The organism is Variovorax paradoxus (assembly GCF_030811855.1).
Taxonomy (GTDB): Bacteria; Pseudomonadota; Gammaproteobacteria; order Burkholderiales; family Burkholderiaceae_C; genus Variovorax; species Variovorax paradoxus_L.
In genome coordinates this window covers 268,290-284,070 of record NZ_JAUSRN010000004.1, presented here as the reverse complement: position 1 = coordinate 284,070, position 15,781 = coordinate 268,290, and the positions used below count along the sequence as shown (strand labels likewise).

Sequence of the window (15,781 nt, the reverse complement as noted above, 5' to 3'; positions counted from 1 at the left end):
CAGGACCACTGGCGTCTGACTTGAGGCTGCGGGAGAATGGCCGCATGCCCATCCTCAACGCCTTCTACGCCCAGTCTGGCGGCGTCACCTCGGTCATCAACGCGTCGGCCTGCGGCGTGATCGAGACGGCACGAAAACACCCGGACCGCATCGGCCAGCTCTATGCCGGGCGCAACGGCATCATCGGCGCGCTGACCGAAGACCTGATCGACACCGGCGCCGAGCCGGCCGAGGCCATTGCGGCACTGCGGACCACGCCCGCGGGCGCCTTCGGCTCATGCCGCTACAAGCTCAAGTCGCTCGAAAAGAACCGGCGCGAATATGAGCGGCTCATCGAGGTGTTCAAGGCGCACGGCATCGGCTACTTCTTCTACAACGGCGGCGGCGATTCGGCCGATACCTGCTTCAAGGTGAGCCAGCTGTCACAGTCGCTCGGCTATCCGCTGCAAGCCATCCACGTGCCCAAGACCATCGACAACGACCTGCCGCTGACCGACTGCTGCCCCGGCTTCGGCTCGGTGGCCAAGTACGTGGCGGTGTCCACGCTCGAAGCCTCGTTCGACGTGCGCTCGATGGCGGCCACCTCCACCAAGGTGTTCGTGCTCGAGGTGATGGGGCGGCATGCGGGCTGGATCGCCGCGGCGGGCGGTCTGGCGGCGGACCACGGCATTCCGGTGGTGGTGCTGTTCCCCGAGATCGAATTCGACAAGGCGCGCTTTCTGGCGCGCGTGGATGAGCTGGTGAAGCAGCACGGCTACTGCTCGGTGGTGGTGTCCGAAGGCTGCCATTACCCCGATGGCACCTTCCTGGCCGAGCAGGGCACGCGCGACGCGTTCGGCCATGCGCAGCTTGGCGGCGCCGCGCCGGTGGTGGCGCAGATGGTCAAGGACGCGCTGGGCCACAAGTTCCACTGGGCCGTGGCCGACTACCTGCAGCGCGCGGCGCGGCACATTGCCTCGGCCACCGATGTGAAGCAGGCCTACGAGCTGGGCCAGCGCGCGGTCGAGCTCGCGCTGGAAGGCCGCAACGCCGTGATGCCGACCATCGAACGCACCTCCGATGTGCCATATGCCTACCGAATCGGCAGCGCGCCGCTCGATGCGGTCGCCAACGTCGAGAAGCCGATGCCGCGCGACTTCATCTCGGAGGACGGCTGGGGCATCACCGACAAGTGCAGGCTCTACCTGCTGCCGCTGATCGAGGGCGAGGACTACCCTGCCTACCGAAACGGGCTGCCGGTGTACGCCACCTTGCGCAATGTGGCGGTGGCAAAGAAGCTGCCGGCTTTCGAGCTCGCCTGATGGCTACTGCATCCGCCTTGGACACGATCGACGCCACGCGCTGTCCGCTGTGCGGCGAAGAGAACCGCTGCGCAATGGAGGTGGCGCGCGAAACCGGCGAGGCGCAACCGCCCTGCTGGTGCATGGCAACGGACTTTCGCAAAGCGCCGCTCGCGTCGCTGCCGGAGGCATCGCGCGGCAAGGCCTGCATCTGCAACCGCTGCGCCGCGGGAACGCCTGCAGCAGCGGCCGCGCCTCAGGACTGAGGACTGCTCTGCTGCTGGCACTGCGCCTGTGACTGCGCAGGCGCCGGTGCAGGTGCCGGCGCAGGAGCAGCCACGGAGGCCGGACCAGGCGCGGATGCGGCAGGTCCGGTTTGCGGCGGCAGCGGCACGTCCGGCGCAGCCGCGGCCGACAACGTGGTGTCGCGCTGCTGCGTGACCACGCAATGAATGAACTGGAGCTTGCCCACGGCCGCGCGCGGCAGCACGAAGGGGTAATAGTCGGGCTGCCCCATGCTGCGCGAGAGTTCGTTGAGCACGTTGGTGAGCAGCACCCAGCCGTTGAGAAAATCCAGGAACTTGGTCGCGCCCGGGTGCTCAGGCTGCCACAGGTCTTCGGTGGTGAACAAGTCGCTCGCAAGCTCCACGTTCGTAGCGTCCACGCCAAAGCTCATGGCCGTGTCGGTGGTGTCGGCCATGTGCAGGTAGTGGGCCCAGGTCTCGGCCCAGTCTTCCCACGGGTGCATGCTCGCGTAGCTGCTCACGAAACGGTTGGGCCAATCGGGCGGAGGGCCCTGTTCGTAGTGCCTCTGCAGCGCGGCGGTGTAATCGGCGCGCTCGTCGCCGAAGAGCGCGCGGAACTCATCGAGCCAGGGCGTGGGCTGCACCAGCAGATCCCAGTAGTAGTGGCCGATCTCGTGGCGAAAATGGCCGAGCAGTGTGCGGTAGGGCTCGCGCATTTCGGCCCGGATGCGTTCACGCACCGCATCCTCGGCCTCCTCGGCATTGAGGGTGATCACGCCGTGTTCATGTCCCGTCATCACGTGCGGGGCGCCCGGCATGTTGCCGAGAAAGTCGAAAGCCAGGCCATTTTCCGGATCGGCGCGGCGGCCGACGACGGGCAGCCCGAGCGCCAGCAGCTGGGAAATCAACCTGCGCTTGGCATGCTCGAGCTTGCGCCAGAGTTCGCCGTTCCTTTCCAACGACAGGTCCGGAATGGTGCGCGTGACGCTGCAGGACAGGCAGTAGCCGGGCACCAGGCCGTCGGTGTTGAACGACGGGTCGTCGCCTTCGCGCGGCGCCGGCACCATCCAGTTGCAGCTGGCGGCGGTCAGGAGGTTGGCACAGCGCCGGTACCGTTTGCCATCCGGGTTGCCGAACACGGTGAAGGTGTCAGGCTCCGCGTCTTGGCTCTCGCCCTCGCACTCGCCCTCGCTTGCGCCTGCGCCTTCTCCGTCGATCTTCGCTTCGGCGTCTCCTTCGCCTTCACCCTTGGATTCGGCCTCGCCGCGAACCGGCGCCAGCGGCACCACGCCAAGGCGGTCGATCACGTACCCGAGCGGCGTGCCGCAAGCCAGGCACTGGCTGTTGCGCAGAAACACCGGACGACCGCACTGGCAGCGGTAGGCGCGGCTGACGGTCGGCGCAGCGAGCTCGGACGCAAGATTGGGCGCCGCGACCGGACCGGCAGCGTCGGCTGGAGCGCCGGATTGAATGTTCATGTCGTTGTTCCGAGGGGCAGGGCGTGACAGCGCATGCATTGTGAGGCGCCCGGGCGCATGCCTCGCCGCGCAAAGACCGATATGCTTGTAGGACGACGGACCCGCATCCAGGCCGGGCCGCCGCTTCATGACCCCCAATCCCCCGCCCGAAGCCGCACCGCCGGCCCTGCCTACCCTTGGAACGATGCGCGAGCGCTACGGCCCGCGCTACCGCTGGTACCTGCTGCTCTCGGTGATGGTGGGGGTGATGGCGTCGATCATGTCCTCGACCATCGTCAACGTGGCGATCCCGGGCATGAGCCATCACTTTTCGCTGGGTCAGGAGCGCGCGCAATGGGTGAGCTCAGGCTTCATGGTGGCGATGACCGTCTCCATGCTGACCACGCCGTGGCTGCTGTCGCGCTACGGCTACCGGCGCACCTACGCGGGCACCATGGCGCTGCTGCTCGTGGGCGGCATTGCGGGTGGCGTGGCGAACGACTTCTCGCTGGTGCTGCTGGCGCGCGTGGCCGAAGGGCTGGCGGCCGGCGTGGTGCAGCCCATTCCGGCCATCATCATCCTGCGCGCCTTCGAGCCGCATGAGCAAGGGCGTGCCAGCGGCATCTTCGGCATGGGCGTAGTGCTGGCGCCGGCCCTCGGCCCGAGCATCGGCGGCGTGCTGGTCGACCTGTTCGGCTGGCGCTCGATCTTCTTCATGGTGGTGCCGTTCTGCCTGGCCTCGCTCTGGCTGGCCTACAAGTTCGTGCCCACCACGGCGCCCGGCGGCGTGGCCGCCACGCGGGGCAGCGGGCTGGACTGGCGCGGCCTGGCGCTGGGCACCGTTGGCACCCTTTGCCTGCTGAACGGCCTCGTGGAGCTGCGGGGCGATTCGCCGCTGCAGGCCGGACTGCTGCTTGCGGGCGCGGTGCTGGCGTTTGCCGGCTTCATCTGGTGGCAGCGCCGGATCGCGGCCGGCGGCGGCGAACCGCTGATGAACCTGGGGCTCTTCCAGTACCGCCAATTCGCCATGGGGAGCGTGGTCGCCTTCATCTACGGAACGGCGCTGTTCGGCTCGACCTACCTCTTGCCCGTGTACATGCAGGTCGGGCTGAAGCTGTCGGCCTCGCACGTGGGCACCATCCTGCTGCCGGCGGGCATTGTGCTGGCCGTGACCATCGCTGGCGTGGGCCGGCTGGCCGACCGGCAGCCGACCTGGGTGCTGGTGAGCATCGGCCTGGCGCTGCTGGCGGCCTCCTTCGCGCTGATGATGGTGCTCAGGCTCGACAGCGCGCTGTGGCTGCTGGTGGCATTTGCCATCATCGGCCGCATCGGACTGGGCTTCATCCTGCCTTCGCTCAACCTCGGCTCGATGCGGCCGCTGGCCAAGCCGCTGATTCCGCAGGGCGCCAGCGCGATCAACTTCCTGCGCATGCTGGGCGGCGCGGCCGGCGTGAGCCTGTGCGCCATCGTGCTCGAGTGGCGCCTGGCAGCGCATGGCGATTCCCTCGCGAATGCCGCGAGCAGCCCGGCGCGCCTGGCGGCTTTCGACGAGGTGTTCCTGATGCTGGCCGCGCTGTGCGCGCTCGCCATATGCGCGGCGTGGCAGTTGCGCCGACCAAACAGCTAGGGTAACTCCCAATGTAGTACCTAAGCATCCATCGTTTCTAATTGTTAATATTGTTAGTTAATGATGGGATGGGCTAGTCATGCAACGCAGAAGTTTCGTCGCCTCCACGGCGGTTTTCGCCGCGGGCCTGGCTCGTCTGTCATCCGCGCAGGCCGCCGAAGCGGGCGTGAGCGACAGCGAGATCCTGCTCGGTAGCTCGGCCGTCCTGAGCGGCCCGCTCGGCTCGCAGATCAAGGTGGTGCACAACGGCGCGGCGCTGGCTTTCGACGCCATCAACGAACAAGGCGGCGTGGGCGGACGCAAGATCAAGCTGATCGCGCTGGACGATGAGCTGAAGCCCGACAAGGCGCTGGAGAACTACGGCAAGCTGCTGAACGACCACAAGGTGTTCGCTTTCTTCGGCTGCGTGGGCTCGGGTACCACGGCCGCCGCATCCAAGCTGCTGCAGCAAAGCGGCGCGCCCAGCGTCGGCGGCTACGGCGTGGGCGACAGCGCACGTGCCAGCGTGAACGGCTCGGCCTACTTCGTGCGCGCAAGCAACGCACGCGAAGCGCAGGCGCTGGTCGAGCACCTGGTCACCATCGGCGTGACCAAGATCGCGATTGCCCATCTGGACAATCCCGGCGGCATCGAGGCGGTGAAGCTGATCGAGGCGGCCATGTCCACCCACAAGCTCGTGCCCACGGCCACAGTCTCGGTCAAGGGCGATGGCTCGACCTCCGCCGCCGGAGGCAAGGCCCTGGCGGAAGGCCGTCCGCAGGCCGTGCTGATGTACCTGGCCGGCACGGTGGCCGGCGAGGTGATCAAGGCCACCTACGAGGCCGGCAGCAAGCCGATGTTCTATGGCATGTCGGTCGTGCCGGGCGAGGTCACGGCCAAGGTGGTGCAACTGCAGGCCAGCGGGCTGGCCATCTCGCAGGTCATGCCCTATCCGTGGGGAGAAGTCGAAATGGTGACCCGCGACTACCGTCGCCTGGCCGAGCGCGCGCAGGTGCCGGTGGGCTACGGCAGCTTCGAGGGCTACCTGAACGGCCTGGTGATGATCGAGGCGCTCAAGCGCACCGGGCGCGACCTGACGCGCGCGCGCCTGCACGCAACGCTGCGTGCACTCAAGCTGCGCCTGGCCGGCATGGACATCGACTTTTCGACCGGCGCCTCCACCGGCTCACGCTTCATCGAAATGGTCCGCGTCACGCCCGAAGGCCGATTCGTGCGCTGAACGGGCGGGCGGGTTCGCCGGGCAGCTGGCACACGCGCTTTAATAGCGCCATGTGCCAACTGCTTGGAATGAACTGCAACACGCCCACGGACGTGACCTTCAGCTTTACGGGCTTCGCCCAGCGTGGGGGCCGCACCGACCACCACGCCGACGGCTGGGGCATCGCGTTCTTCGAGGACAGGGGGCTGCGCCACTTCGTGGACCACATGCCGGCGAGCGAGTCGCCGGTGGCCGAGCTGATCCGGCGCTACCCGATCCAGAGCCGCAACGTCATTGCGCACATCCGCAAGGCAACGCAGGGCGCCATCAACCTGCAGAACTGCCACCCTTTCGTGCGCGAGCTGTGGGGCCGCTACTGGGTGTTTGCCCACAATGGCGACCTGAAGGACTTCAGGCCACGACTGCACGGCAACTTCCACCCGGTGGGCAACACCGACAGCGAACACGCCTTCTGCTGGCTGATGCAGGAACTGGCCAAGTCGCACGCGGGCGTTCCGAGCATCGAGGAACTCACGCTCACGCTGCGTGAACTCGCGCCGCAGCTTGCGGGCCACGGCACCTTCAACTTCATGCTGTCGAACGGCCAGGCGCTCTGGGCCCACGCCTCGACGAACCTCTGGTACGTGGAGCGCCGCCACCCCTTCGTCACCGCGCAGCTGTCGGACGAAGACCTGGAGATCGACTTTGCCAAGCACACCACGCCCAACGACCGGGTGGCGGTGGTGGTGACCGCGCCGCTCACCACCAACGAGCACTGGACCGCGTTCGCGCCCGGCGAACTGCACGTGTTCGTGGACGGACAGCTGGCGCCGTTCTGAGCCGGGGCCCCCGGCCGGCCTCAGGCGCCGGCCAGCTGCGCCTCCAGCGCGTCGATGAACATCGCCGGTACGTCGAAGCCGGTCTGCTCGGTGATCTCCTGGAAGCAGGTCGGGCTGGTCACGTTGATCTCGGTCACCGAGTCGCCGATCACATCGAGGCCGATCAGGAGCAGGCCGCGGGGCGCGAGGGTCCGTCCCACGATTTCGGCAATTTCGCGGTTGCGCGGCGTGAGCGGCTGCGCCACGCCCTTGCCGCCGGCCGCCAGGTTGCCGCGCACCTCCGAGCCCTGCGGAATGCGCGCCAGAACGAAGGGCGCCGGCTCGCCCGCGATGATGAGAATGCGCTTGTCGCCCTGAACGATGTCCGGCACGAAGCGCTGCACCATGATGGTTTCGGCGCCGTTCTTGTTGAGCGTTTCGACGATGGAGCCGAGGTTCAGCCCGTCCTGCCGGACGCGGAAGATGCCCATGCCGCCCATGCCGTCGAGCGGCTTCAGAATGATGTCGCCGTGTTCGGCATGGAAGTCGCGCACGGCCTGCGCGCTGCGCGTGACCAGCGTGGGCGTGGTGAACTGCGGAAACTCCATGATCGCGAGCTTCTCGGGGTGGTCGCGCAATGCGCGCGGCTTGTTGATCACGCGCGCGCCTTCGCGCTCGGCCTGCTCGAGCAGGTGGGTGGCGTAGATGTACTCGGCGTCGAACGGTGGGTCCTTGCGCATCAGCACCGCGTCAAAGTCTTTCAGCGCCTTCGATTCGCGGATGTCCTCGCGATACCAGACCTTGCTGTCTCCGGTGAGCGTGATCTGCTGCACGTTGGCCGTCACCATGCCGCCCGACACCCACTGCAGGTCTTCCGGCAGGCAGGCCGCGATGCGGTGGCCGCGGCGCTGCGCCTCGCGCATCATCGAGAACGTGGTGTCCTTGTAGATCTTGAAGTGGTCGAGCGGATCGGCGACGAAGAGAATGTTTTTCATCTGGGAGTCTTTCCGGCGCCGGGTGTGGCCGCCATGTTGCTGTCTGGCGCGATGTTGCCGGAAGCGGCGATGCCCTTGCCGGCGGAGGCCTTTGCGCGCCATCGGCCATTGTGCCGGGGACGCCGGGACCGGACCGCCGAAGCGATTCGGCGCAAGATTTGCTTTGGCACCCTCATCCTTTTGCCATGCGCTGCGTGGCCATCTCCGGAGAACCCATGGACACGCCCGCTTCGCCTGATGCGCCCGCATCGCCCCTCCCTGCCACGCCGGCCGAGGTGGTCGACGAATTCCTTCGCCTGGTGATGATTCCGGATCCCCAGTCGGCCTCGCGATTTACCGCGCCCGGCATCCGCATCCGCTTCACGGGCAACCGCGAAATGCATGCACCGGGCGACACCTCGGCCTTCAACGCGAAGCGCTACGCCTGGGTGAAGAAGAAGATCGAGCGCACCGAGGTGGTGGCGGGCGGCACGCCCGACGAAACGGTGGTCTACAGCCTTGGCACGCTGTACGGCGCGTGGCCCGACGGCACCGCCTTCGAGGGCAACCGCTATGTAGACCGCTACGTGGTGCGGCACGGACTCATCGTGCAGATGGACGTATGGAACGACAGCGCCGAATGGCTGCTGGTGCGCGCCGGACTCGCTGTCCTGTGAGGCGCGGCGCATGACGGAACTCTGGCCCGACCTGCTTCCCACGCACGGCCGCTTCGGCTACAGCGCCATCACGCGGCGGCCCGACTACGCGTGGCCCAATGGCGCACGGCTGGCCGTGTACCTGGGCTTCAACATCGAGCATTTCGCGTTCGGCGACGGGCTGGGCGCCCGCATCGGTCCGTCCTCGCCGGAGCCCGACGTACTGAACCACGCCTGGCGCGAATATGGCAACCGCGTCGGCGCGTGGCGCTGCCTCGAGTTGTTCGATGCGCTGGCACTGCCTACCGGCGCTCTCGTCAACACCGCGCTGTACGACCACTGCCCGGAGCTGGTGCAAGCTTGCGTGGCTCGCGGCGACGAACTGATCGGCCATGGGCACAGCAACGCCGAACGCCAGGGCACGTTGGATGAGGAGCACGAACGCGCGCTGCTGCTGCGCTGCCGCGAGCGCATGCAGCGGGAGAGCGGCCAGGCACCCGCCGGATGGCTGTCGCCGTGGATCTCCGAAAGCGCGGTCACGCCCGACCTGCTGGCCGAGACCGGCTACGGCTACACGCTCAACTGGTGCCACGACGATCAGCCGGTGCGCATGCGCACGCGGGGCGGCGGCTCGATATGGTCGGTGCCGTATCCGCAGGAGCTCAACGACATTCCGATGATCGTGGGCCGCCTGATGGATGCAAAGGATTTCAGCGCGATGATCGTCGACAACTTCGACGAGATGCGGGAGCAGTCGCGCGCGCAGCCGCTGGTGATGGGGCTTGCGCTGCATCCCTACATCGTGGGCCAGCCCTATCGGCTGCGCCATTTGCGCACGGCGCTCGCGCACATCGCACGTGCCCGCGACCGGGGCGAGATCTGGGTCACCACGCCGGGCGCGATTGCATTGCACATGCAGCAGCTGGCGGCGGATCGGCCCGCGGACTTCGGCTGAGCGGACGCGGCGCGGCCGTCAGATCTCGATCTTCGACCCGAGCTCGACCACCGCGTTGTTCGGCAGCCCGAGGAAGGCCGCGGCGCCGCTCGCGTTGTGGTGCATCTGGGCGAACAGCTTTTCGCGCCACGGCGCCATGCCGCTGCCCAGCGTGGGAATGACGACGTCGCGCGAGAGAAAGTAGCTGGTCGTCATCGGCTCCAGCTGGCAGCCGCGCATTCGCGCGTTGTCCAGCGCTCGCGGCAGGTCGATGTCGTTCTTGAAACCGTAGTGCACGATGACCTGCCAGCAATGGTGGCCGAGGGCGTCGATCTCGATGCGCTTGTTCATCGGGATCCAGGGCACTTCGTGGTTGCGCACCGTGACGAACAGGTTCTGCTCGTGCAGCACCTTGTTGTGCTTCAGGTTGTGCAGCAGCGCGTTGGGCACCACGCCGGGCTCTGCGGTGAGGAACACCGCGGTGCCGTCCACGCGCGCGGGCGGGTTCTCGAACACCGAATCGAGAAAGGCCTGCAGCTCGATGGCATCGGCGCGCTGCACCTCGCCCATCAGGCGCCGGCCTTCCTTCCAGGTGATCATGAGCGTGAACACCGCGCCGCCGATCACCAGCGGGAACCAGCCGCCTTCGAACAGCTTGAGCAGGTTCGATGCGAAGAACAGGAAGTCGACCACGAAGAAAGCCGCGGTCGATGCAATGCACAGCGCCAGCGGCAGCTTCCACGCGTAGCGGATCACGAAGAAGGTCAGCACCGTGGTGATGAGCATGTCGGTGGTCACCGCAATGCCGTAGGCCGCGGCCAGGCTGCTCGACGAACGGAACATGACCACCGCCAGCACGATGGCCACGAACAGGCCCCAGTTGACCAGCGGAATGTAGATCTGCCCCGCCGTGCGCACGCTCGTGTGCTCGATGTTCAGGCGCGGCAGGTAGCCCAGCTGGATGACCTGGCGCGTGACGCTGAAGGCGCCGGTAATGAGCGCTTGAGACGCGATGACCGTGGCCGCCGTGGCCAGCAGCACTAGCGGAACGAGCGCCCATTCAGGCGCCATCATGAAGAACGGGTTCTTCACGGCTTCGGGGTTCTCCAGCAGCAGTGCACCCTGGCCGAAGTAGTTGAGCGTGAGCGCGGGCATCACGACCGTGAACCAGGCCACGCGGATCGGCCGCTTGCCGAAGTGGCCCAAGTCGGCATAAAGCGCTTCGGCCCCCGTCACGCACAGCACCGTGGCGCCCAGCAGGATGAAGGCGGTGCCTGGGTTGTCCCACATGAACTTCAGCGCGAACCACGGGTTCAGCGACTTGAGGATCTCGGGGTGGTGGACGATCTGCGACACGCCGAGCACGGCAATGGCCAGAAACCATGCCAGGGTGATCGGGCCGAAGAACTTGCCGATGCCCGCGGTGCCGCGCTTTTGCACCACGAAAAGGCCGAACAGCACCACCAAGGTGACCGGCAGCACGTAGTGCGTGAATTGGGGCGATATCACTTCGAGGCCTTCCACAGCGGAAAGCACCGAGATCGCCGGCGTGATGACGCCGTCGCCATAGAAAAGCGAGGTGCCGAAGATGCCCACCAGCAGCAGCACGTGGCGCAGCCTGGGTTTGTCGGACACCGCGCGCGAGGCCAGCGCCAGCATCGCGACCAGGCCGCCCTCGCCTTCGTTGTCGGCCCGCAGCACCAGCACCACGTACTTGATCGACACGATGACGGTGAGCGTCCAGAAGAACATCGACAAGATGCCGTAGACGTTTTCGACGGTGAAAGGCAGGTGGCCGTGGCCGAACACTTCCTTGACTGCATACAGCACGCTGGTGCCGATGTCGCCATAGACGACACCGATGGCGCCGATGATCAAGGCGGCGGCGGAAGTTGATTTGGGAGGTGACACGAAGTCGATGGGAAAAAGGGCAGGCTGCAAGCGCGTAACAGGAAGTCACACGCATCGAGACGCGGCAGCGGTGGAATCAATGTCCAGTCGCTGCGCACTTCCCTTCCGCCCTTTTCTTTCCTTTGCTGTGGGGCCGCTATTTTGCCGCCGACCGCCGCCGCCGCAAGCCGCCCCCGAAAATCATTCGTAGATTTCGGCGTCCGGATCGGTGGCTTCCATCTCGTAGCTGGCTGCCACCATGGCCAAACGCCCCACCACGCCATACATGTAGAAGCGGTTCGGTGCGCTCGCACCAGGCTTGGCGCCAGGCTGCGGCAGATGCGCACTTTCTGAAAAAGCCAGCGGCACGAAGCTCGCGCCCGGCGATTTCAGGTTCTCGTCCGGATTGCGCTCGGCATGCACGCGGTAGAAGCCGCCCACCACGTAGCGATCCATCATGTAGACCACCGGCTCGGCCACGCCGTTGTGCACCCGCTCGTTGGTCAGCACGCCTTCCTGCACGATCACCTCGCCTGGCTCGCGCAGTTCCCTGGCCGCACCGGCAGCCTTGCCCAACGAAGCGCCGCGCGGCTTGCCGACCAGGGCCTCGACCTCCTTGGCATCGTGGATCGTGATCACGCCCGGACCTTCGGCGCCGGTATCGCCCTTCACGACGACGAATGGCTTTTCGTTGATGCCGTATTCCTTGTACTTGCGACGGACCTTGGTCAGCACCGCATCTACGTGGCTGGTCAGCACGTCGATGCCACGGCCTTCGGCGAAATCGACGCTATCGCCCCGCGCATAAATGGGGTTGATCAACCAGGGATCGATGCCCAGCAGTTTGCCAAAGCGCTTGGACAGCTCTTCGTAGCTGTGCAGGTGGTTGCTCTTGCGCCGCACCGACCAGCCCGCGTGCAGCGGCGGCAGCAAATATTGCTCGTGCAAGTCTTCGAGGATGCCCGGCGTGCCGGCCGACAGCTCGTTGTTGAGCAGGATGGTGCAGGGGTCGAAATTCTTCAGGCCCAGGCGGCGCTTGCTGCGCACCACGGGCTCCAGGCACACCGTGTCGCCGTTGGGCAGTTCGATCTTCTTGGGCGACTTGATCGCCGGATCGATGGAGCCCACGCGCACGTTGAGTCCCGCCATGTGGAAGATGCGCACCAGCTGCGCGACGTTGGCGAGATAGAAGGTGTTCTTCGAGTGGTTCTCCGGAATGACGAGCAGGTTGCGCGCTTCCGGACAGATCTTTTCGATGGCGGCCTGCGCGGCCTGCACCGCGAGAGGCAGCATCTCTTTGGTGAGATTGTTCCAGCCGCCGGGGAACAGGTTGGTGTCGACCGGCGCCAGCTTGAAGCCGGCGTTGCGGATGTCGACCGCGCTGTAGAACGGCGGCGTGTGCTCCATCCATTCGAGCCGGAACCAGCGCTCGATCGCGGGCGTCGAGTCGAGTACCCGCTGCTCCAGTTCGTTGATCGGGCCGGTCAGGGCGGTGACGAGATGCGGAACCATGCGGCGGCCTTGTTGGTTTTGTACTTGAAAGGTAGAGCGGAATTGTAGGATTTGGGGGTGGCCGCCCCAATGACAAGACTACGTACGGCGGACTTGGTTCAGTCCGCCTGCTCTCCAGGCATCAACTGCGCACTTCGCCCTGCCCCAGCACCACGTACTTGAGCGAGGTGAGCCCTTCGATGCCGACCGGTCCGCGCGCGTGGAATTTGTCGGTGCTGATGCCGATCTCGGCCCCCAGGCCGAACTCGAAACCGTCCGCGAAGCGGGTGCTCGCATTGACCATGACGCTGGCCGAATCGACCTCGCGCAGGAAACGCTGCGCATGCACGTGGTCGCGCGTGACGATGGCATCAGTGTGATGGCTCGAGTAGCGGTTGATGTGCGCAATGGCCTCGTCGACCCCTTCGACCACCTTGATGCTGATCACGGCGGCAAGGTATTCCTCGGACCAGTCGGACTCGACCGCATCGACGATTCTTGCGCCCGAGCCGAGGGTGTCGTCCGCGCGCAGGATGCGGGCCGCGACCGGGTCGCAGCGCATCTCGACGCCCTTGGCCGCGAAGATGGCGGCGATGCGGGGCAGGAAATCTTCCGCCACCGCGGCTGACACCAAAAGGCCTTCGGCCGCGTTGCAGGGGCTGTATTTCTGTGTCTTGGCGTTGTCGACGATGCGCAGCGCCATTTCGAACTCGGCCGTGTCGTCCACATACACATGGCAGTTGCCATCGAGGTGCTTGATGACCGGCACCTTGGCATCGCGGCTGATGCGCTCGATGAGGCCCTTGCCGCCACGCGGAATGATCACGTCCACGAATTCGGGCATGGCGATCAGCCGGCCCACGGCCTCGCGGTCGGTGGTCTGCACCAGCTGCACCGCATCGATCGGCAGACCGGCTTCGGACAGCGCTCCGGACACCAGAAGCGCCAGTGCCTTGTTCGACTCGATGGCTTCGGAGCCGCCGCGCAGGATGGCCGCGTTGCCGCTCTTGATGGCGAGGCTCGCGGCCTCGATGGTTACGTTGGGGCGGCTCTCGTAGATCATGCCGAAGACGCCGATCGGCACGCGCATCTGGCCCACGCGAATGCCGCTGGGCTGCTGCTTCATGCCGATGATCTCGCCGATCACGTCGGCCATGCCGGCCAGCTGCTCGCAGCCCAGGGCCACGGTCTCGATGACCTTGGGCGTGAGCTTGAGCCGGTCGACCATCGGCGCCGAAAGGCCGGCTGCCGTGGCGCGCGAGAGGTCTTTCTCGTTGGCTTCGGCCAAGGCCGGGCCGGCTTCGCGCAGGCGCCGGGCCAGCGCCTTCAATGCTCTGTTTTTGGTAGCTGCATCCGCACGGGCCATGAGGAATGCAGCGGCTTTTGCCTGCAGGCCCAGGGCCTGCATGTGCTCGCTGACGTTGAACGCATTCATCGCGGCATTTTCCTGCATTTGGATCAACCCTTGGCTTTGCCCCCTTCGGGAGTTGTCCCCTCTCCCTCCGGGAGAGGGCTAGGGTGAGGGCCGCGGCAATCGAAAACGCGCGATGTGATGAAGGCCGCCGGCCCTCACCCCAACCCTCTCCCGGAGGGAGAGGGAGCAAGAGCCGCGCTGCTGCAAGCGCGGCACAGCATCAGTGCCAGGCGCTGCAGCGCCTGCCAGCCGCTCGCAGGCCAATCCGGCTGCTTCAGCCCCTTGCAGATCCCGTCCACCACATGTGCGGCGCGCAGCAGCCTCGCCAGCATGCGGTCGTCCAGCCGCGGCAGCACGCGTTCGAAGGCGCGCTCGCGCGGACCCCAAATGCGGTTTTCGCGCAGCGCCATGGGCAGCGGTCGGCCCGAGGCCATGGCGTCCTTCACACGCTTGAGCGCGCGGATGTCCTCGGCCAGCGTGTAGTGCACCAGCACCTCGGCCTCGCCCTCGGCCTGCAGGCCGTCGAGCATGCGCGCCACGCGCTGCGGGTTGCCCGCCAGCACGGCCTCGGACAACTTGAACACGTCATAGCGCGCCACGTTGTTGACCGCGCCTTCGACCTGCTCCCAACTCAGCTCGCCCGCGGGGTGCAGCAAGGCGAGCTTCTGGATTTCCTGATGCGCGGCCAGCAGGTTGCCTTCGACGCGATCGGCAAAGAACTGCAGCGTGCGCTGCCCTTCGTCGCCCGGCATGACGCGCTGGCCCTGCAGACCCAGGCGCTGCGCGATCCATTGCGGCAGCGCGGCGCGTTCGATCGGGTCCACCTGCAGGGTGACGCCATTGTTCTCGAGCGCCGAAAACCAGGCGCCGGTGCGCGTGGCCTTGTCCAGCCGCGGCAGCATCACCAAGGTGAGCGTGCTGTCGTTGCCTTGTGCCGCTTCGGCCAGCTGCTGCAGCGCGGTGCTGCCGTCCTTGCCGGGCTTGCCCGAGGGAATGCGGATCTCGACGATCTGCTTGTCGGCAAAGAGCGAGAGCGAGCCGCCGGCCGCCAGCACCGCACTCCAGTCGAAGTGCGCGCCGGCCGCGGTGTAGGAGCTGCGCTCGGTATAGCCCTGCATGCGCGCCGCGGCACGAATGGCGTCCGCCGCCTCTTGCGCGAGCAGCGGCTCGTCGCCGTGGATCGTGTAGAGGGACTTCAGCCCCTTCTGCAGATGGGAGCCCAGTTGGGCGCTGGCAAGTTGCATCGCAGGGCAGGGGCCTCGGCTTAGAGTTCCTTGACGGCCGCCAGGCGGCGCATCAGCTGCTGCGCGATGTCGGCCTGCATGTCGCGGTACAACAGCTCGGCCTCGCCTTCCTTGGCGAGCGCGTTGGTTTCGTTGAAGCTCAGGTCGCGCGTCTGCGAAACCTCAGTGGGCGCCAGCAGCACCTTGCCGCCCGGCGTGCGCAGGCTGAAGCGGACGCGCAATTGCAGCTGCAGCTCGCGCAGCAGGCCCGAGGAATTGGTCGAGATCACGAAGCGGTCGCGGTTCTCGCCCAGGATCTCGAGGATCGCGTCGGCGGTCTGCGCCTCGGCGGCCGGCACCAGCGTGACGGTACCCGCGGCGCGCATTTCGCGCCGCAGCCGGTTGATCAGTTCCGAATTGCCCGATACCGACAGCGTCTTGAACGCAAACACAGGCGCCTTGCGCAGTTCGAAGCCGCAGCCGGCCAGGCCGAGACTGGCGCCCGCCGCGGCGACACCCATGAGAAAGCTGCGGCGCGGCAGCAGCGAGGCGTTGCGATTGTTCATGCTTCTGT

Annotated in this window: 14 protein-coding genes; 7 read left to right on the top strand and 7 right to left on the bottom strand. The window is 66.5% G+C overall.

Annotated features, from left to right (window positions below):
* Window positions 1-44 precede the first annotated feature (44 nt).
* Entirely contained in the window at window positions 45-1,301 is a 1,257-nt protein-coding gene (locus tag J2X92_RS11085) for a 6-phosphofructokinase (protein WP_307575668.1), read from the top strand.
* Window positions 1,301-1,546: a cysteine-rich CWC family protein gene (locus J2X92_RS11080; protein ID WP_307575667.1), complete on the top strand. Its 246-nt coding sequence runs from the start codon at window positions 1,301-1,303 to the stop codon at window positions 1,544-1,546. The genes J2X92_RS11085 and J2X92_RS11080 overlap by 1 nt, the downstream gene beginning before the upstream one ends.
* Here J2X92_RS11080 and J2X92_RS11075 read toward each other — a convergent pair.
* Entirely contained in the window at window positions 1,537-3,003 is a 1,467-nt protein-coding gene (locus J2X92_RS11075) for a zinc-binding metallopeptidase family protein (protein ID WP_307575664.1), read from the bottom strand. The two genes, J2X92_RS11080 and J2X92_RS11075, sit on opposite strands and share 10 nt — an antisense overlap.
* Window positions 3,004-3,130: 127 nt before the next feature.
* Here J2X92_RS11075 and J2X92_RS11070 point away from each other — a divergent pair, with 127 nt between their 5' ends.
* The 3 genes from J2X92_RS11070 (at window position 3,131) to J2X92_RS11060 (ending at window position 6,646) form a co-directional block, all read left to right on the top strand.
* Window positions 3,131-4,609 (top strand): MFS transporter, encoded by a 1,479-nt coding sequence (locus tag J2X92_RS11070; protein WP_307575662.1) that lies wholly within the window; start codon window positions 3,131-3,133, stop codon window positions 4,607-4,609.
* Between the two features lie 79 nt (window positions 4,610-4,688).
* Window positions 4,689-5,828, top strand: coding sequence for an ABC transporter substrate-binding protein (locus J2X92_RS11065; protein ID WP_307575660.1), 1,140 nt, complete (start codon window positions 4,689-4,691; stop codon window positions 5,826-5,828).
* A 50-nt stretch (window positions 5,829-5,878) separates the two neighbouring features.
* On the top strand, window positions 5,879-6,646 hold the full coding sequence (locus J2X92_RS11060) for a class II glutamine amidotransferase (RefSeq protein ID WP_093020739.1): 768 nt from the start codon (window positions 5,879-5,881) through the stop codon (window positions 6,644-6,646).
* Between the two features lie 20 nt (window positions 6,647-6,666).
* On the opposite strand, the gene gshB is transcribed toward J2X92_RS11060, so the two are convergent.
* The gene (gene gshB / locus J2X92_RS11055) at window positions 6,667-7,620 is read right to left on the bottom strand and encodes a glutathione synthase (protein ID WP_307575658.1); all 954 of its coding nucleotides are present in this window, start codon (window positions 7,618-7,620) and stop codon (window positions 6,667-6,669) included.
* Between the two features lie 215 nt (window positions 7,621-7,835).
* On the opposite strand from gshB, the gene J2X92_RS11050 reads away from it, so the two are divergent.
* Both J2X92_RS11050 and J2X92_RS11045 read left to right on the top strand, forming a co-directional pair.
* A complete protein-coding gene (locus J2X92_RS11050; protein WP_307575656.1) occupies window positions 7,836-8,276 on the top strand; it encodes a nuclear transport factor 2 family protein in 441 nt (146 codons plus the stop codon).
* 10 nt (window positions 8,277-8,286) lie between these two features.
* Window positions 8,287-9,210, top strand: coding sequence for a polysaccharide deacetylase family protein (locus J2X92_RS11045; RefSeq protein WP_307575654.1), 924 nt, complete (start codon window positions 8,287-8,289; stop codon window positions 9,208-9,210).
* An 18-nt stretch (window positions 9,211-9,228) separates the two neighbouring features.
* Here the strand turns inward: J2X92_RS11045 and J2X92_RS11040 are convergent, their stop codons facing one another.
* From J2X92_RS11040 to J2X92_RS11020, 5 genes are all read right to left on the bottom strand, one after another.
* Entirely contained in the window at window positions 9,229-11,100 is a 1,872-nt protein-coding gene (locus J2X92_RS11040) for a potassium transporter Kup (protein WP_307575652.1), read from the bottom strand.
* 180 nt (window positions 11,101-11,280) lie between these two features.
* The gene (gene gshA / locus J2X92_RS11035; RefSeq protein WP_307575650.1) at window positions 11,281-12,591 is read right to left on the bottom strand and encodes a glutamate--cysteine ligase; all 1,311 of its coding nucleotides are present in this window, start codon (window positions 12,589-12,591) and stop codon (window positions 11,281-11,283) included.
* A gap of 121 nt (window positions 12,592-12,712) precedes the next feature.
* On the bottom strand, window positions 12,713-14,005 hold the full coding sequence (locus J2X92_RS11030; protein ID WP_307575648.1) for a glutamate-5-semialdehyde dehydrogenase: 1,293 nt from the start codon (window positions 14,003-14,005) through the stop codon (window positions 12,713-12,715).
* Between the two features lie 134 nt (window positions 14,006-14,139).
* Window positions 14,140-15,228: a DNA polymerase III subunit delta gene (gene holA, locus J2X92_RS11025; protein ID WP_307575646.1), complete on the bottom strand. Its 1,089-nt coding sequence runs from the start codon at window positions 15,226-15,228 to the stop codon at window positions 14,140-14,142.
* Between the two features lie 20 nt (window positions 15,229-15,248).
* Window positions 15,249-15,773, bottom strand: a complete 525-nt coding sequence (locus tag J2X92_RS11020; RefSeq protein WP_307575644.1) for an LPS-assembly lipoprotein LptE — start codon at window positions 15,771-15,773, stop codon at window positions 15,249-15,251.
* Between the last annotated feature and the right edge of the window lie 8 nt (window positions 15,774-15,781).